Below are 17,810 nucleotides of genomic sequence, written 5' to 3'. Positions count from 1 at the left end.
GAATAAAGAGGGAATAATATACTATTTTTTTCACCGTTCGAATATAAATTACTCTGATTCAATTTCTAGTACTCGTGCTATTTCGTGATGAAGCTCCGGGATATCATTTATAATTGTGTTATATACAATGTCATGATCTACTCCAAAATAATTATGAATTAGTCTATCCCTCATTCCTGCCATTTCCCTCCAATCTATGTGAGGATATTTTACTTTTATCACTTCATCAACACGCTTGGAAGCCTCTCCTATTATTTCAAGACTGCGTATAATCGCCTTTGTCTGTGTTTCATCATCGAGAATCTCCTCCTGTGTTTTTCCCTTTATTGCCTTTTGAATATAAGCACACTCATCAAGTATATGTCTTAAAAACTCAAGCTGCGAGGGGAACATATTCTACTTCTTTTAATATGTATGGTCCAATATATTTACTTAATGATTGGGGGGTAACGAGCTCTATCTTTCTTCCGGTAAGTTGTTCTAAATAATCCCCTAAACCTATAAAGTTTTTCAAGGTTTTGTACTCGGGAGCTATATCAACATAAAAATCTATATCACTTGTTTCTTTGGCTGCATCCCTAACAAAAGAGCCGAAAATACCTAACCGTTTAACACCATAACTCGTTATGTGTTCTTGGTTGGAAAGCAGTCTATCAATAAGCTCTTGCTTTGTTTTTACAGGTAAATTCATAACACAAAAATACTGTTTTTATATGAACTAGTTTCCAAACTTTATCCCTTGCGCCAATGGTAACTCTGTGCTATAATTAATTGTGTTGGTTTGTCTTCTCATATACACTTTCCATGCATCTGAGCCAGATTCGCGCCCACCACCGGTTTCTTTTTCGCCACCAAATGCACCACCTATCTCGGCTCCAGAAGTACCAATGTTTACGTTGGCAATTCCGCAATCTGAACCTTCGTGTGACAAGAATTTTTCTGTTTCCAACATGTTTCTTGAAAATATAGCTGACGATAACCCTTGCGGCACATCGTTGTGTAGGGCAATAGCCTCGTCTAATGTAGTATACTTCAACAAATATAAAATAGGAGCAAACGTTTCATCCTTTACCATTTGAACATTACCAGGAACCTCAACAACTGTTGGCGTTACATAACATCCTGATTTGTACTTATCCCCTTTTAAAACTTCAGCACCACAAACAATTTTTCCTCCTTGTTTCTGAACCTCTGCAATGGCGTGTTCGTAATTTTTTACTGCAAGTGTGTCAATCAACGGACCAACAAGCGTTCCCGCTTCTAGTGGATTTCCGATTGTAATTTGTTTGTAACCGCTAATTAATTTTTGTTTAAATGTTTCGTACACAGAAGAGTGAATAATTAATCTGCGAGTGGTAGTACAACGCTGACCTGCGGTTCCTGCCGCTCCAAATAACGTTGCTCTTAGAGCCATGTCCAAATCAGCATTTTCAGTTATTACAATGGCATTATTTCCTCCTAACTCAAGCAAGCTTCTTCCTAAACGTTTAGCAACAGCTACACCTACAGCTTTACCCATACGGGTAGATCCTGTGGCAGAAACTAAAGGTACTCTTGTATCGTTCGACATCAACTCTCCAATATCAGCACCTCCAATAACTAACGAACAAACACCTTCCGGTACATTATTCTTCTTCAATACACTTGAAATGATGTTATGACAAGCAACTGCAGTCAAAGGAGTTTTTTCAGATGGTTTCCAAATTACAACATCTCCACAAACCATTGCCAATTTAGCATTCCAAGACCATACAGCCACAGGAAAATTAAATGCAGAAATTACTCCAACAATTCCCAGTGGATGGTATTGCTCATACATGCGATGCTTAAAGCGTTCTGAATGCATGGTTAAACCATGCAACTGACGGGACAAACCAACTGCAAAGTCGCAGATGTCAATCATTTCTTGCACTTCCCCCAATCCTTCTTGGTATATTTTCCCCATTTCGTAGGTAACCAGTTTACCCAATGGCTCTTTGTATTTGCGCAATTCATCGCCTATTTGACGCACGATTTCCCCTCTTTTGGGTGCAGGCATCATACGCCATGTAACAAAAGCTTCTTGTGCTTTTTTAACAACTGCTTCGTAATCTGCAGCTGTAGCTTGTTTTACCTTGGCAATCAGTTCTCCGTTAATAGGCGAGAAGGAAGAAAGTTCTTCGCCTTTTGTATCTATCCAATTTGTTCCGGTACAAGCTCCACTATTAATTGCATTTATACCTAACTGCTTTAATATTGCTTGTATATCTGTTGTTTTTGTTAGTGTTTCCATAAAATTGACAATGTTTTAATTAAAGTTAAACTAATCTTTTCAAAACAAAATTACAATTCTTTAATTTTCTTAGATTGTATATTTTGGTTTTTTAGTTCGATATTTGAGAATAACCACAAACCATTAGAAAAGATGAAAAAGATAACTACTATTTTTATAATCCTTTGCATATCTATTTTAGCAAAAGCGCATTCAATAGACAGTCTAAAAATTATTCCTCCCAACCCAACTACTAACGACTACATAAAAGTAGTTGCATATACTATGTTTACGAGTGGTAGTTGCGCTATGATAGATAGTTCGGTAGCAGGAATTGGAACCGGCACAACAATTACCATTGATGCATGCCACAATGTTGGTATGTTGACTGTAATTTGCCACAGCACAGATACTGTATCGTTAGGATTTTTAGCTCCGGGTAATTATTCGCTGAACTATTTTATCAATACTACAGATCCATTTACAGACCCAACAACGTGTAATATTTTACATTCTGATTCTATTTCTAAATCGTTTGTTGTTGCTGCCGGTGGGCCATCGGCTATCGACAATATAAATCCATTGTTTGGAACGCTACAAGCGTTTCCCAATCCTACAACAGGTTTGCTAGCATTTGATCCTAATATGTTGAGAAGTGAGAATGGATTTCTGTTTACACTTTATAATGTTAGAGGAGAGCTGGTAACCAGTTTAGCGATAGATAAAAACCATCCTAAATTAGATATTTCTACTGTAGGAAGTGGTGTATATTATTATCGCCTAGAAAGCGGCTCAAATGTTGGGGCATTTCAAAAGATTGTTGTAGTAAACTAGTTAAGAAAAAAGCAAAGGCTGTTTTTACCTAACCGGTAATGCGGCCAACCCTTTTTGAGCCTCTACATTTTTAGGATCTATCTTCAAGCACTGCGTCCAAGCTTCACGAGCTTTATCAATCTCACCTAAACTATAATGAGCGCCTCCTAAATGATACCAATGATTTGGATTGCCACTGTCATTTTGTACAGCTTTTTGCATATCTGCCAAAGCCCCCTTTAAATCGCCTTTCTCAGCTTTTTTGAATGCACGATTTAAAAACTCTTGCGCCAACAGTGGTGTAAATTTTCGCAGATATGGATTTGTAGGAAACAGTTGTCTTGCTCGAGCCCAGGCAGCATCACTAGCTTCTAAATTTTTCAATTTATAGTTTGCTAATCCTAAATTTAAAAATCCATTTACATATTTTGGATGGATACGTGTAGCTTTATCTAAGTAACTAATGCCTTTGTATAAAAGATCTAAGCGGTTTTTCTCTACTTTGGCAGTATCGGCCAAATCGATGCAACGTGCACCGGCATTACCATTCACAAGTACACTGTTTGGAACAATTTCCACATCTTTTATGAAAAGAGTTTTATCGTTTTTCCAATCAAAATTTCTTTCCCATGATTTAATTGCATAAAGTGAGGTTACACACAATAAAAATGCCGAAAGAACAATTGTTTGAACAACCTTGCCCGCAGAACTTATTTTGTGTATTAAATAAATTAGTAGATAAGATGCTGCAATTACAAAGCCTAATGAAGAGTGAAATATCAAACGTTCGCCCATGGTAGCACCTATGTCCATAAGTATATTGGCAATCATGGCCAAAAATGCCAAATAAAACATTATTGCAAAGCCAAGCGGATGGCGCATTCGTACGTATTTAAATCCGTAATAAATAATAGCCCCATGCAATAACAATGACAGCCAAACACTCCAATGGCTCCAGCTTTTGTAAGGAATTTGGTTATATGAGTAATCGCTAGACAGCGGATGTGGAAACACTAGTAGCTTAAAATAGTTGCTTGCCGTAGAAATTTTTGTAGGCAATTTCTGACTCTTTTTTGCATATAAATATGGGTTATTAAGTACTTCTGGATTTTCAATGGTTGACGCTCCCACTATATTTACACGAATACTCATGTACATAATAAGCACCGCAAAATATGGCAACATGGTAATAATTGCATTGGTCCAAGTTGCTTTTCTAAATACATACAACGCAATAGGAATAAGCGCAATAAGCGTTACAGCATATTCTTTCGACAGCAATGCCAAGAAAAACGATATACCACCTAACAGTATATATAGTATTTTCTTCGTGTCAAAATACTTGAAAACACTCATAAATGTGAGTGTAATAAATATCAAAGACATTATTTCATCCCTACTTTTTACATTAGATATTGCCTCAGTATGTATAGGATGCGTTAAAAAAAGCAGTGCCGATAAAAATGCGATATCCGGCACTTTTTGAAACAAAAAGAATCGCAAAAAATACAATAACAATACCGCACAAAATATGTACAAAAACACATTTACTTTGTGCCGTATGTGCGCCAAATGCATGTTATAATCTTTCGGCTTGCCATTTTCATCTACACCAATAGATGCTTGTAATTTTTTGCTAGGTATCTTAAAACCCTTCTTTACCGGGGCATACGGTGTTTCGTCTAAAGACATGGAGTCGGTAAACAACTCTTGCTCAATGGCAAAAGTTACAATAGAAAGCGGACGATAACGACCACCGGATAGCTGTTGAGAGGACCCCATTTGTCTATAAAAACTAGTATAGGCATCGTTCGTAAAAATTCCCCAAATAGAATCGGCTCCACCTTGCACAAATTCATTTTGTACAATCACAATACCATCATCTAGTGCGTATTCGTTTTCAAACGAATTTTGATAAAACACATATCCAATAATGGAAATAAGTACCGCCTGATATATAAACGTGTACATCGAATTCTTTAGCTCAAAAAAAGAAGCTTTGCCTATCCACCACGAGTGTGCATCTGCTATGGTTTGTTTAGCGGTTTTAGGAGTAGTTATAGTTTTCTTTGCCATCTTTTTAAAATCGGTTGTAGGTAAAAATAAGAAAATATACCAAATAAAGGTCTTGTAGGTAATGGTACAAAATTGTTCTTTACTGTGTTTTTATTAAAGCCAATAAGAGTGGACTATACAACCCCTTTTAAAAAATTAAATCAAGGGAAACGACTGTTCTTTAGTTTACTTTAATCTAAAAATAGGTGTTTCGTTGCATCGGTTGGAATCATGCAGGAGTCTCTCTTCCCAAATAGTTGGTAGCGCCTTTTTGAAATGAAGTTATATACAAAATCCCGTAGTGGTTTGGGGATAATTAATAGAAAATAAAACAGTTGCCATATTCCGCCCAGTTCCTTTAGTACGTGCAAAGCAGCAGACGATTTTACGAAATAGGAATCATTTTTTATATAGACAAATGAATCCAAATTAGAAGTTTCTAATCCGAATTTTTTTAACAATGTTTGTCCTATTTCAGATTGCAGTGAAGCAAATTTAAATTTTTCGGATGAATCTCTTTTAATAATAAACTGAACCGATTTATTACAAAAATTGCAAACCCCGTCAAATAGCAAAATGTTCGTTTCCTTTGTGTTCATGAACAATTGGTTGGTAGGCACTTTCTTAATAGTTGAGCCAAAGATACTATTTGTGCAGTAAATAGCATGTTCGTTTTATTGTTGTTTTGGCTGGTAATAATTAAACCGTATTTAGACAGTAGAAGCTTTTGAAAAAAGCGCACTATCTGTCTTAGTACGGGTAACCCCAACTTAGTATAAGTAAGGCTCCCTTACTTATTCAAACCCCTAAAAGCCTTACTAATATTTAGTTGTAGGCAGTTGTATTTTCCAACTGTCTATTTAGGGTTAAAAGGATTGGTAGCTAAAAGGAAATTAGCAACAAAAGGTATATGTTCACAAAGCAGAATTACTTATGAAGTTTATAAAATGCGATGTTTGATTAGCAATACAGAAAAAATTAATTAGCTGTAATTACAATTTTTAAAGAATTTGTTCTCGTATCTGAATTTACAGAAAGCAAGTATATTCCAGAAGTTACTTTAGATTGTTTAATCTCTTGCCAAGCATCTTGTATCTCTTCATATTTCTTGATAGATGAATAAACAATTCGACCATACATGTCTGTAAAAGTAATTTCCATTTTTTTTCCTTTTTCTATACTTGTTGTACAGTCAAATTCTTCAATGTTTACAGGGTTATTGCAGGTAATGGAAAAATCGGTTTCGAACAGCTCTACGCTTTTTATTTCAAAGCTTTCTTCTTTGCCATCAAAATCGGTTTGTTTTAAGCGGTAGTAGGAAACCCCTTTGTAAGGGCTTTTGTCGGTGAATTGATAGTTTTTTAGAGAGTTTGAGTTTCCTGCACCTACTATCGTTGCTATAGATTCGAAAGCCTCGGCATCTTTGCTGCGCTCAATTGTAAAGTAACTGTTGTTTGTTTCGGATGTTGTGGTCCAGGTAAGCTCAACCTCTTTGTTTTCAACGGATCGAGCGTTAAATTCTAAAAGCTCTATAGGTAAAGGATTTCCTGTTGTCCATTTAGCGACTAGGTGACCGGGCGCACCCGTTACTATAGTAGTAGATCCTGTAGTAGGGTCAATATCCATTCCTCCAGTAAAATTACCTGTAAAAACGGGATTGCCGGAAAGGTCTATTTTCATAGCAACAACAGACTCTGTGGGGTTGTATCCGAACTTTGCCGCCCACTGATAAGTTCCGCTGCTATTATACTTTGCAATTAATCCATCATAGGATCCGCACATGAATCCACATCCAGTTAAGCTCGCTGTACCTGCGCCCGGATCCCAATCAATGCTGCCGGAAAAAGACCCACCAAGATATACATTGTCACTAGCGTCTAAACACAAAGCAGATCCAAATGCTGTACATGCAGTGGAAGAGCAGCCGAAACTATTTGCAAATTGTATGGTTCCGCTACTGTTGTATTTTGCTACAAACATGCTTTGCCCTATGGTTGCCGCAGTTAATGTGTAAGACCCTGCCCCGATATCAAAATCAATGGCTGTACCGGTATATTCTCCTGTTATATAAACATTATCTGAACCATCGTGGTCTATTGCGGGAGCAACATCTTTACCGGTTCCGCCTATTTTCCCACCCCATTGATATGTTCCGGAGCTATTGTATTTGGCCAAGAATGCGTCTGCGCCTCCCGCAGAGGTTACTGTTGCAGTACCCACCCCCGGATCTAAATCGATAGTGCCATTAAAATATCCACTTACCAGAACATTGCTGCTACCATCAATTTCTAAACTAAGAATGTTGTCTCCACTTGTTCCGCCAATTGCAAACCCCCATTGATAAACCCCACTGCTATTGTATTTAGCAACAAATGCATCTGTGCCCCCCGCACAACTCACGGTAGATGTTCCTGCTCCCGGATCAAGATCCATCGTTCCTTGGAAATACCCTGCTACATAAACGTTACTGCTTCCGTCTACAGCAATTGCAGTAGCAGCATCTTTGCTTGTTGACCCAATATTATAAGCCCAGGAATAGGTACTAGAGCTATCGTACTTTGCAAAGAAAATGTCTAAATTACCATTAGATGTAAGATTGGCTGTGCTGCCGCTTGGGTCAAAATCTGCTGTAGCACTAAATGTACCCGCAATTAGTAAATTGTCGTTTCCATCTATCGTTATGCTTTTGGCTGTATCTTCTCCTGTTGAGCCAATACCCCACATAGATGTATAGCTACCGCCACTGCTGTATTTCACAACGGCAATATCATTCCCCCCAACAGCTGTAAGTGTTGCAGTGCCAGCTCCGGAGTCGAAATCTGTGCTTGCGTCAAGGTAATTAGCAACGAAGAATATGCTTCCTTTACTGTTTATTGATACATCCCAGCTAGGGTCGTTCGATCCGGCTCCAGCTCCTGATTTACCCCAAGAAAAATAAGGAGGTTGCGCATATACATTCGTACAGAGTGATAGAAAGAAAAATAGACAGAATAGTTTGATGTAATATTTTGCAAAATAAATCATTGCCGAATCTAGTAATAATTTGACATCATACTGGTTAACATTTGTTTTAAATTATATGTATTATATACGTATTATTTAAATATAAATAATTGTAAATTAGATTATTATAATATTAAAAATATGGTTTCCAACTTTAATAATAAATACCTATTCTATATTATTAAAACATTAAACAAGGGCGAAAAGCGCTACATAAAGCAATTCGCTAAGCTGCAATCTGATAATCCTACCTACATTAAATTAATGGATGCCATTGAGCAACAAAATGAATATGATGAGAAAAAACTTAAGTTGTTGTTGTCTAAAATAATCAAGAAAGAAAATTTTTCTCAAACAAAACAGTATTTAACTAACCTTATTCTAAAAGCCTTAAGAAATTATAATTCAGAGAAAAGTATTTTGTTTGAAGTTACAAATGGATTTCAAAATATTGAGATACTTAAATCTAAGTCCCTGCCGGAAGAGGCATTAATACAATGCGATAGAATTATTAAGAGAAGTAGGGAATCGTCAATTATGGAGTTTTTAGCATATTCTACGCGAATCAAAAAAAATTTACTGTTATCTCATCGAAGCCATAAGGAATATGCACATGAAATAGCAGAAGTCTTAACTGCCTCAGAAGCAATTAATCAAGAGCTACAAGAAATCAATAGTTATTTTAATCTTTCTATTCGAATTCAAGATACACATGCTGCTCACGACAAAATCCCAAGTTATTTATTGTCAAAAGAAATTGACGAGCTTACGGCTCGTTATAAAATAAATAAAGTACCCGCCAGTTTAAGAAGCAAAGAAGTTTATTATCAATTGTTGTATACAATTTCGTTTGCAAAATTTGATTTTGTGAATGCATATATAAATTTGAAAAAGAAAATTGATGTTTATGCTGAAATGGGAGAGTCGCCATTCTTCCGGGCGGAAAATCGGATTGCCAGCATGTTAAATTTAGCAAAGATTGCAGCTAAAAACAAACGAGTAAACGAAGCGTTGCAAATAATAGAGAATACAAAACAGCTTTGTTATGTAAACGAATCTTTTAATATTTTATCTTTTGAAGGGTATATGCTTAGGTGCTTATCGGAGGAACTTATTTGCTATCTGTCTCTTAAAAGTAGGGTAAGTTGTTATAGGCAGATTATCTATGCCAAAGCTTTTCTTAAAACACATTCTGCTAAAATTGATTCGGCAACTATATCTAACTTCTTTTTAACCCTACTTGTGTCCTATTTCTATTTAAACAAATTTAAAAAAGTAAAAGAGTTGATTGGGTTAATAAATAAAAATAGTCATCAATATTCATCTGTTAATTTAGGGTTGTATGCAAAAATAATTACACTAATTATTAGGTATGAAGAGAAGGATGTATTTTACATAAGCTCACTTGCCAAATCAATTTATATGTGGCTATATAGGAAAAAGTTGAATGAGAAAACGAGTCCACAAATTATTCTGAAGTTTATGTGGCATGGTGCAGGTAGAAACGGAGATTTAACGAAAAATGCTTTCCGAAATTTATATAGAGATTTATCTAAACAAAGGCAAGACAGATACGAGTCGTATTTCTTTTACGAGTTTGATATTTTGGTTTGGATTAAAAGTAAAATTGACAACAAACCGATGTTTGATATATACAAGAAAATGTACAAGTCGGAAGATTAATTTATATTTTTACACGCGATGAAAAAAATAATTACATACAACGTAAATGGCATACGCTCCGCTATGAGCAAAGGTTGGATTGATTGGTTGAAATCAGTAAATCCCGATATTGTTTGTTTGCAAGAGATTAAAGCAAATGTAGAACAGATTGATACCAAAGTATTAGAAGACCTAGGGTACGCACACTACTGGCATTCGGCCGAAAAAAAGGGCTATAGCGGTGTTGCCATATTCAGCAAACAAAAACCTACGCATGTAGAAGTTGGATGTGGCATACAAAAGTATGATGCCGAAGGTCGCGTGTTGCGCGTTGATTATGGCGATGTATCGGTAATGAGTGTGTACATGCCATCCGGCTCTAGTGGTGATGAGCGACAAGCATTTAAAATGGTGTGGCTAGATGACTTTCAAAAATACATTGACAAACTTAAAAAGACTCGCCCTAATTTAATTATAGCCGGAGATTATAATATTTGTCACAAGCCAATTGATATTCACAATCCGATTAGCAATGCCAACTCATCCGGATTTTTGCCTGAAGAGCGCGAATGGATTGATACTTTTATGAAGAGTGGTTTTGTAGATTCCTTTCGTGTTTTTAATCAAGATCCACATCACTATACATGGTGGACATTCCGGGCTAATGCACGTGCAAAAAATTTAGGTTGGCGTATCGATTATCAATTGGTAAGTGAGTCGCTTAAAAGCAAGTTGAAACGAGCTGTAATCCTTCCAGAAGCTAAACATTCCGATCATTGTCCAATGCTGATTGAGATTGATTTTTAAAAGATGAAGGTTTCTCCCAAAACCTCTTTCTACATTTATTAATGTAGTTTGTAGTCTATACATCTAAAATCTATTCGCAAAAATGACGTTGTACAATCGCATTCAGATAAAGAACGAGGGCTGTAATCACTTTTTACAACAGAATACTCTATAGATGTTTTTCAAATCAAGTGATTGGGTGAAATAACATTAGTTAGTTAGTTTTATTTTATTCTCAATTCTTGTTGTTGAATAACCCTCCAAATAGTTTATCAACTCTACCCTTCCGCCTCTTGTTTCAACAATATCTCTACCCACTACTTTATCTAGAGTGTAGTCAGCTCCCTTTACTAAAACATCCGGCTGAATATGTTTTATTAATTCATAGGGAGTGTCTTCGTTAAAAACTACTACAGCAGTTACAAAATGTAATGCTGCAATAATTGTGCTTCTGCTTTTTTCATCTTGAATAGGTCTAGATGGAGCTTTCTGTAATCGCCTTACACTATCGTCTGAATTTACACCTACAATTAATACATCACCTAAATCCGCAGCTTTACTCAAATAATCAATGTGCCCAAGATGCAACAGATCAAAGCAGCCATTGGTAAACACAATTTTCTTGTCTTTTAAACGCCAAGCAGCTATAGCACGAACAAGGTCGTTTGGGTTATAAATCTTATCAGCAATTATTTGCAAATTGTACTTTACTAGTGGTTGCATCTGTCTAAAATATAGGCATAAAGGTATAGTTTTTAGTTTAGTCAGTTGTCTTTTCAACTGTCTATTTAATATTAAAACTGCACTCTAAACATTAAATCTGGAAAAAATCCACTTTGGTATAGTGTGTTTACCTTCTGATTAAGCCTATTATAGCGCTGTACAAACACATTCTTGTTATTGGTTAAATTCTGCATATCAAAAAAGAATTGATACGACACTTTTCTTTTGTTGCTATTAAACCTATATCCAAATTTTAAATCAGCTCTAAAATAAGGGGTGTTTTGTTTGGTAAATGCATAATCGTCTCCCGCCAACACTTCTTCATTTGCTAGTTTAGATTTTTGCAAATCAATTGGCGTATAAAAACGTCCGCCCGCTGTAGTTACTTTAAAATCAACCGTTATAGCGTTTTGTTTCGATTTTCCCACAATGAATTCCTTACCACCCAATACATTCAACACATATTTATTATTAAATGCTGTATTTCGTTCAACACCATCACTGCCTTTATATTTTGAATCGTACAAAGAGCCAGTAATTAAACCATAAAAGCCGTTACTAAAAAATTTTTCAAGAGTGAGTTCTACTCCATAGTTATTTCCTGTTCCCGTATTTACCAACGAATCGTTATCCGGAAAAATAAAATAAGCTCCGGTATTAAGCATCGAGAAACTACTGTTAGTAGGTTCTACAGGTACATTGTCAATTAATTGATAATACGTTTCAACGCGTATTCTGTAATCCTTTATAGGGGTAGTATTATATGCTAACACAAAATGTTGACTGCGCGTAAAGCCTAAATCTTTGTTGGTTGCATTGCGGCTTCCATCGGCATAAGTAGTTTCAAAAAAATATATTGGCAGTGGTTGAATTTGGTTGTGCATGCCGTAACCAAGATTGATAGAATTTTTTTCGTTCAGTTGATACACCAATCCTGCTCTAGGTTCTATAGCGCTGGTATTATTTAGGGAAAAGCTTTGTGTGTGTAAACCCACGTTTGCTTTTAATTGATCTGTAAATTTATATTGTCCTTGAACAAAAGCTTCTGCAAGCAAAGCCCCATCGCCAAAATCTCTCATAACAATCCAGTCTGGCTTATTTTGTCTGCTTCGTAAAAATAAATTCATATTCTGTTGTTGTGCATACACCCCTCCTTTTAAATTAAAACGAGAGTTTATTTTATGTGTAAGAATTGACGAGAAAAAATAATTTGTGTATGTGTCTTTGTTTTCAATGTTTCTGGCGGTACTACCATCTGTGAGTATTGCTTCTTGAATATATTGTGCTTCATTAATTGTTGTGGCAACAGTTGTTTTTAAAAATGTTTTGCTACCAATATTTATCGAATGATTAATACCCACCATTCCCATATTCGAATAGAAATAAGAGTTTTGAGATGGGTCTGCAAACAAATCATTGCTATCAATTTCATTTGCTAAAAAATCTATTTTACTTAATCCAACCAAACCAAACAAAGAAACTCTACCTAGCTTTCCTGCACCTGATGACACTTTAAAAGACACATCTTGGTATTGAGGAGTAGCATTCGTTCCCACCGGAATACCCGCTTTACGAGCAAAATCGACAAAAGAATAACGATAGCCAATCAAGTAAGAAGAACCATTTTTTTTAGAAATTGGTCCTTCTGCTAAAAGTTCCAATCCTGTAAAAGCCCCTATTTGTGCAGTAAATTCATGACGTTCCGTATTGCCGGTTCTAAAACCCAAATCAAATACTCCGGCTGTGGCATTACCATATTCTGCAGGAAAAGCCGATGTCATAAAATCCGAACTCTTTAAAACATTTGTGTTCAATGCACTTACTGGTCCACCAGTAGTGCCCAATGTAGAAAAGTGATTTGGATTAGATACTGTAACACCATCTATTCTAAATAAAATACCGGTAGGTGAATTACCTCGAATAACAATGTCGTTGCGCGAATCATCCGAATTACTTACACCTGCAAAGTTTGATGCCATGCGAGCGGGGTCGTTTCTAGAACCAGAATAGCGTGTAACATCTTCCATACTGAATGTGCGTGCCGATACACTAGTCATCTCATTAAGCGTTTTATCTTTCGAATTTGCACTTATCACAACTTCATTCATCTGATTAATATTTTCTTCCAACTCTACATTAATAACCACTTCCTTTCCCGCTGTTACCAATATATTCGGAATAACCAGTTCATTGTAACCAATAAAAGAAATTTTAATTTCTTGTCGTCCAAGCGGAACGCCCGTCAATTTATAATATCCATCAATATCAGTTGTGGTGCCCTTAAGCGGAGTGTGCTTTTGCAATACAATTGTTACCCCAGGTATAGGCGCATGCGTTACCTTATCTGTAATTTGCCCTTTTATAGTTTGCGTACTTGCTTGTTCTTGCGCCAATAGCGTTCTAGCAACTAGCATAAAAATTGTGATTAGATGAAGCTTAATAGAGTGTTTCATATTTTTGTTTTATATGTAATTATTATAAACAGTGTTTAGTGTTGAGATAAATTTTTTTAGTTCTTCTTTATCATATTAAAAAAATATTCGTAAGCTGTGTAAACATCAGCCTTATTGCCTGTTTCGTCACACACACGCATTCTATCTTTTATTTTCAAACTAGCTAATCCATGAACATTGCTCCACAGCAAATAAGCTAAGCTACCCGATTCGTGCTTTTTAAAATGTCCTTTTTGTTTGCATTCTTCTATAGAAGACACTAAAAACCCAAACGCTTGATCACCCTCTTTCCAATCTTTATCAGTCATGCACTCCATAGGAGCTGTCATCATAAACATTAACTCGTAGTATTCCGGATTTTCAAAAGCAAAATTCAAGTATGCAAGCCCGGTTTTGTATATCCGTTGCATAGGGTCTTTTATATTTGCTAACGGAACCATTCTCGCAAAAAGCAGTTTAAACCCTTCTGTATGCAAATCGTACAGCAGTTCGTTTTTATCTTTATAGTACAAATAAAGCGTAGCAGGACTAAATTCTATCTCCTTTGCAATCGAGCGAATACTTGTTTTGTCATACCCCAATTCTAGGAACTGCCTTTGGGCTGCCTTTAAAATAAGGCTTTTCATCTCTATTTTTTCTCGTTCCTTACGTTCGCTAATTCCCATTTGAAAAATAATTACACCGCAAATATAATAAACAGTGTTTAGTTTGTCAAGAATTTTATCGTTTTTCTTTGTGTGTTACTTATCCCCTAAACTAATTATATAATTACCAGTATTAAAGCAGAGCGGATATAGATACGATTTATCATCATTCTTACTTGTTTCTTGATGCTTATAAACATGCAATCGCTCATACACTGCAACAAAAACACTTACAATCAAATACCACTTTAGTAGCCCAAACAAAGCACCAATCAGCCTGTTAATGATCCCCAACATGGCAATTTTAATAAGAAGCTCGAGTAGCTTTGCAAGTAATAAAATAGAAATAGTAATAATGGAAAAACCGAAAACAAATCCAATTAATTTTCCACTTTTTAAATCAACACCAAGAGTGTTTATAATTTGTGGTGCTATTAAATCGCCTACATACCTAGCTCCCAATACACCTATACACAATGCCAGCAAAGACGCTATTTGTATAATAAATCCTTTTCTGTAGCCGTGTATTAGCCCCCAAAGAAGTGGCACAGATAACATGTAGTCCGTTTTACTCATACTTAAATAGATATTGAAACAGTGTCGATTTGAAAGAAGTCTAGAACAAATAACTTTAATATAGAGTGCATTGAAAATATTTATTCAATGTAATAATAATCAGTTTCTAAAAATAAATTTTTTAATATATTGTGTTATAAATAAAAACATAAAATATGAAAAAAACCTTACTGTTATTATCCTGTATTTTCTCCTTAAGTTATTTTGCACAAACATCTTGCTATAGTGGAGGTTCTTATTATCAACACCTAGGTTCAGGCTTTTCCGATCCCAATTTTTCCTCCCCCGCTGTAGCTGTAAAAGAAATTGTAAACACGGGTAATTACGTTGTGGTTGTAGGTAAGTTTAGAAACGCATATGGCGATACTGCAAAGAATATTTCTTTATATGAGAAAAATACAAGAAGATGGTATAGATTGGCAGATGAGCCCAATGGAGAAGTAAAAGCAGCGGTTATAGACCAAAATAAGTTATATATAGTGGGTACTTTTACTAAAATAGGAGCCACATCGTTTGATAAATTGGCGGCATATGATTTTACTACACAACAGTGGAGCTCAGTTACAACAGCTGCATTTCCATCATTATCTCCATCAAATGCTGAAGTAAAATCTATAGCTGTTTTAAATGGCGATATTTATTTTTCTACTTCAGCAAATTCAAGCGGAAATTATATAACATACAAAGCTACTGCAACGGCAATAACAAACTATATTACCACTAATGCTGAAGTAAAAAAAATAAAGAAAAATTTAGACAGCCTATATCTTGTTGGTGCATTTACGACCATTAAACTTACCTCCCAGCCTAGTGCACAAAATATAAAGAGCATAGCCAAATACCACAACGGTAGCATAAGTCAATTGGGGGCCTCCGGTGTGCCAATTACGTATGGTTCAAACAACACAACTATTTCATGTATAGATGTGTATAATAATATAATTTATGTGGGAGGCACCTTTTCTCAATACAATGGTCAAAATTATTATGGTATTTTAATGTATAACGGAGCTGCTTGGGATACAGCTACCACACGATTTTCTTCATCTACTTCCAATGCAGCGGTTTCTGCCATATCAGTAGCCTCTACTGGAATTTTTGTAGGCTCTACTTCTTCTGCTGACTTATATTTTTGGGACAACACATTAAACCAACAAGTAAATGCAAAAAAAATAGCCAGATATAATTCCGGAAAATGGGCTACAATTAACAATCCAACTACAGCATCGAGTTTTTCAATTATTGGAATGACAGCAGACGCAAAAAATGGGGATATATATGTTTTACAAACGACAGATGCACTTCTAATTGAATCTAAAAAATCGAATATTGCAGATAGGCTATATCATGGAATAAAGCCTAGTTTTTCGAATGCAGCAGAAAATTTTAGACAAGTAAGGCCAATAAATGATAAAATATATTTTAACTATTCACAAAGCTTTAATGCAAAATTGGCAAAGTTTAATTTACAAACCGGATTAATAGATACTGCCTTTAAAATACCTTCTATTGCATCGCATACAAATGTTATTCCGGCTGCAATAGGACACAAAAACAACCAATCGCTACTTGCGGTATTTCAGGCAAAAACGATAAGCGGAAATAATTATTTTAATTTTTTATTTGAGTACAATGAAACTACAAACACATTTACTCAAATTGGTTCAGGAATACCTAGCTCCAGCAGTAACAAAGATGCTTGGGGTTGTGGTTTTATAAGAGGAAAGTATTTCGTATTAGCCGAAGATTTGTATGAATTTGATGGTACAAACTGGATAAATAAAACCTTTTCAGGAAATCCTCTAGTTTATACATCGTTCACATATCAATTGTATAATGCGTTTGATGTGTCTTCCATAGATAGTTCGTTATACTTTACCAATTTACAAAGCCTTTATAAATACGATGGAACAAACGCTACAGTTATTCATGGCTTTGGAAGCGGCAATAAAATTAGATCGGTACATGTGGCTAATGATGGGGATGTATATTTCGGTGGCGATTTTGGTGGTACCTACTCAGGAGCAGGAGGAATAAACAATATTGCTTATTATAGTCAAGATAGCGCTAAAGCAAAACCCCTTGGTGGAGGTATAAATGTAGATAATTATGGAACTTATTTGAGAGACATAACCAGCATTGGTGATAGTATATTCATTACGGGAGAGTTGGAAACAAACTACAACCAACCATCGGTTGCAAACAATACAAGTGGAGATGATGTGCAAATTTGGGATAAAGGCTTAAAACAATGGGTTTGCTTTGATTCCCGCCTTTCCGAAAATCAAAACATAGAAGCGTATAAAGGCGGACTTATAGGAACAACAAACACTACCATTGCAAAAAACGGAACATCAAATATTCCCGCTATTACATCAGAAAGCTGGTGGATGTGGAATTTAGGAACATCTAGCTCACTTCCTGTTTTTGTGGCAGACTCAGGTCTAGGCGTAAATACATTGTCATTACCGAAAACCTTGTTTTTTGATGTGTATCCTAACCCGGCAAACGATTATATAGTAGTAATACAAAAAGACAATTCTAGAGACTCGAAAAAACTACAGATTACCAATCTGATGGGACAAGTCGTTTTAACACAAACCATCTCAGACCAATCGAAGCAAATAAAAACCGACTACTTAACACCTGGTGTTTACTTAATAATGGTTGAAAGCAAAGAAAAGAGAGGCGTACAAAGATTGATTATTCAATAGTTATGTAACGTCCTAAAATAAGTTGACGGATTTTAAATAATCCCGATTGCCTCAGGTGATCGGGATTTTTTCTTATGTACTTCATCAGGCGTTTTCATTTTTAATGCTAGATGAGGTCTTAATTTGTTAT

14 protein-coding genes are annotated in these 17,810 nt (G+C 35.6%); 4 read left to right on the top strand and 10 right to left on the bottom strand.

The annotated features are described in order from the left end of the window. Positions 1–48: 48 nt before the first annotated feature. Genes J0M08_02450 through J0M08_02440 form a run of 3 tightly spaced genes read right to left on the bottom strand, consistent with a single transcriptional unit; the run spans position 49 to position 2,272 of the window. The gene (locus J0M08_02450) at positions 49–393 is read right to left on the bottom strand and encodes a DUF86 domain-containing protein (GenBank protein MBN8701895.1); all 345 of its coding nucleotides are present in this window, start codon (positions 391–393) and stop codon (positions 49–51) included. Next, positions 374–691: a nucleotidyltransferase family protein gene (locus tag J0M08_02445; GenBank protein MBN8701894.1), complete on the bottom strand. Its 318-nt coding sequence runs from the start codon at positions 689–691 to the stop codon at positions 374–376. Before J0M08_02445 ends, J0M08_02450 begins: the two co-directional genes overlap by 20 nt. Before the next feature lie 27 nt (positions 692–718). Continuing rightward, complete coding sequence (locus tag J0M08_02440) at positions 719–2,272, bottom strand: aldehyde dehydrogenase family protein (GenBank protein ID MBN8701893.1); 1,554 nt, start codon at positions 2,270–2,272, stop codon at positions 719–721. A 132-nt stretch (positions 2,273–2,404) separates the two neighbouring features. Between J0M08_02440 and J0M08_02435 the strand changes: the two genes are divergently transcribed. Beyond that, positions 2,405–3,085 (top strand): T9SS type A sorting domain-containing protein, encoded by a 681-nt coding sequence (locus tag J0M08_02435; protein ID MBN8701892.1) that lies wholly within the window; start codon positions 2,405–2,407, stop codon positions 3,083–3,085. Positions 3,086–3,109: 24 nt separating this feature from the next. Here J0M08_02435 and J0M08_02430 read toward each other — a convergent pair whose 3' ends face one another. The 3 genes from J0M08_02430 to J0M08_02420 all read right to left on the bottom strand — a co-directional run bounded on the left by J0M08_02430 (position 3,110) and on the right by J0M08_02420 (position 8,143). Further along, complete coding sequence (locus tag J0M08_02430) at positions 3,110–5,140, bottom strand: tetratricopeptide repeat protein (GenBank protein MBN8701891.1); 2,031 nt, start codon at positions 5,138–5,140, stop codon at positions 3,110–3,112. A gap of 170 nt (positions 5,141–5,310) precedes the next feature. After that, positions 5,311–5,718 carry a thiol-disulfide oxidoreductase DCC family protein gene (locus J0M08_02425; protein MBN8701890.1) on the bottom strand — a complete coding sequence of 136 codons (408 nt, stop codon included), beginning with the start codon at positions 5,716–5,718 and terminating at the stop codon, positions 5,311–5,313. Positions 5,719–6,097: 379 nt separating this feature from the next. After that, positions 6,098–8,143 carry a T9SS type A sorting domain-containing protein gene (locus J0M08_02420; GenBank protein ID MBN8701889.1) on the bottom strand — a complete coding sequence of 682 codons (2,046 nt, stop codon included), beginning with the start codon at positions 8,141–8,143 and terminating at the stop codon, positions 6,098–6,100. A gap of 120 nt (positions 8,144–8,263) precedes the next feature. On the opposite strand from J0M08_02420, the gene J0M08_02415 reads away from it, so the two are divergent. Together J0M08_02415 and xth are read left to right on the top strand one after the other, a co-directional pair. Continuing rightward, the gene (locus tag J0M08_02415; protein ID MBN8701888.1) at positions 8,264–9,805 is read left to right on the top strand and encodes a hypothetical protein; all 1,542 of its coding nucleotides are present in this window, start codon (positions 8,264–8,266) and stop codon (positions 9,803–9,805) included. Between the two features lie 18 nt (positions 9,806–9,823). Further along, a complete protein-coding gene (gene xth / locus J0M08_02410; GenBank protein MBN8701887.1) occupies positions 9,824–10,591 on the top strand; it encodes an exodeoxyribonuclease III in 768 nt (255 codons plus the stop codon). Between the two features lie 189 nt (positions 10,592–10,780). Here the strand turns inward: xth and rfaE2 are convergent, their stop codons facing one another. The 4 genes from rfaE2 to J0M08_02390 all read right to left on the bottom strand — a co-directional run bounded on the left by rfaE2 (position 10,781) and on the right by J0M08_02390 (position 14,966). Further along, on the bottom strand, positions 10,781–11,293 hold the full coding sequence (gene rfaE2, locus J0M08_02405) for a D-glycero-beta-D-manno-heptose 1-phosphate adenylyltransferase (GenBank protein MBN8701886.1): 513 nt from the start codon (positions 11,291–11,293) through the stop codon (positions 10,781–10,783). A gap of 71 nt (positions 11,294–11,364) precedes the next feature. Then, the gene (locus J0M08_02400; protein MBN8701885.1) at positions 11,365–13,746 is read right to left on the bottom strand and encodes a TonB-dependent receptor; all 2,382 of its coding nucleotides are present in this window, start codon (positions 13,744–13,746) and stop codon (positions 11,365–11,367) included. A 56-nt stretch (positions 13,747–13,802) separates the two neighbouring features. Beyond that, positions 13,803–14,411, bottom strand: coding sequence for a TetR/AcrR family transcriptional regulator (locus J0M08_02395; protein ID MBN8701884.1), 609 nt, complete (start codon positions 14,409–14,411; stop codon positions 13,803–13,805). A 75-nt stretch (positions 14,412–14,486) separates the two neighbouring features. Then, positions 14,487–14,966, bottom strand: coding sequence for a CvpA family protein (locus J0M08_02390; GenBank protein MBN8701883.1), 480 nt, complete (start codon positions 14,964–14,966; stop codon positions 14,487–14,489). Positions 14,967–15,121: 155 nt separating this feature from the next. Here J0M08_02390 and J0M08_02385 point away from each other — a divergent pair, with 155 nt between their 5' ends. Then, complete coding sequence (locus J0M08_02385; protein MBN8701882.1) at positions 15,122–17,680, top strand: T9SS type A sorting domain-containing protein; 2,559 nt, start codon at positions 15,122–15,124, stop codon at positions 17,678–17,680. Positions 17,681–17,810: the final 130 nt, after the last annotated feature.

This window comes from Bacteroidota bacterium, from assembly GCA_017303975.1.
GTDB lineage: Bacteria > Bacteroidota > Bacteroidia > JAFLBG01 > JAFLBG01 > JAFLBG01.
The sequence above is the reverse complement of the archived record's forward strand: the minus strand, read 5'-3'. Positions and strand labels throughout refer to the sequence as shown.

Coding starts and splice junctions, on each gene's coding strand:
- J0M08_02450 (MBN8701895.1), bottom strand. CDS start 393: ATGTTCCCCTCGCAGCTTGAGTTTTTAAGACATATACTTGATGAGTGT.
- J0M08_02445 (MBN8701894.1), bottom strand. CDS start 691: ATGAATTTACCTGTAAAAACAAAGCAAGAGCTTATTGATAGACTGCTT.
- J0M08_02440 (MBN8701893.1), bottom strand. CDS start 2,272: ATGGAAACACTAACAAAAACAACAGATATACAAGCAATATTAAAGCAG.
- J0M08_02435 (MBN8701892.1), top strand. CDS start 2,405: ATGAAAAAGATAACTACTATTTTTATAATCCTTTGCATATCTATTTTA.
- J0M08_02430 (MBN8701891.1), bottom strand. CDS start 5,140: ATGGCAAAGAAAACTATAACTACTCCTAAAACCGCTAAACAAACCATA.
- J0M08_02425 (MBN8701890.1), bottom strand. CDS start 5,718: ATGAACACAAAGGAAACGAACATTTTGCTATTTGACGGGGTTTGCAAT.
- J0M08_02420 (MBN8701889.1), bottom strand. CDS start 8,143: ATGATTTATTTTGCAAAATATTACATCAAACTATTCTGTCTATTTTTC.
- J0M08_02415 (MBN8701888.1), top strand. CDS start 8,264: ATGGTTTCCAACTTTAATAATAAATACCTATTCTATATTATTAAAACA.
- xth (MBN8701887.1), top strand. CDS start 9,824: ATGAAAAAAATAATTACATACAACGTAAATGGCATACGCTCCGCTATG.
- rfaE2 (MBN8701886.1), bottom strand. CDS start 11,293: ATGCAACCACTAGTAAAGTACAATTTGCAAATAATTGCTGATAAGATT.
- J0M08_02400 (MBN8701885.1), bottom strand. CDS start 13,746: ATGAAACACTCTATTAAGCTTCATCTAATCACAATTTTTATGCTAGTT.
- J0M08_02395 (MBN8701884.1), bottom strand. CDS start 14,411: ATGGGAATTAGCGAACGTAAGGAACGAGAAAAAATAGAGATGAAAAGC.
- J0M08_02390 (MBN8701883.1), bottom strand. CDS start 14,966: ATGAGTAAAACGGACTACATGTTATCTGTGCCACTTCTTTGGGGGCTA.
- J0M08_02385 (MBN8701882.1), top strand. CDS start 15,122: ATGAAAAAAACCTTACTGTTATTATCCTGTATTTTCTCCTTAAGTTAT.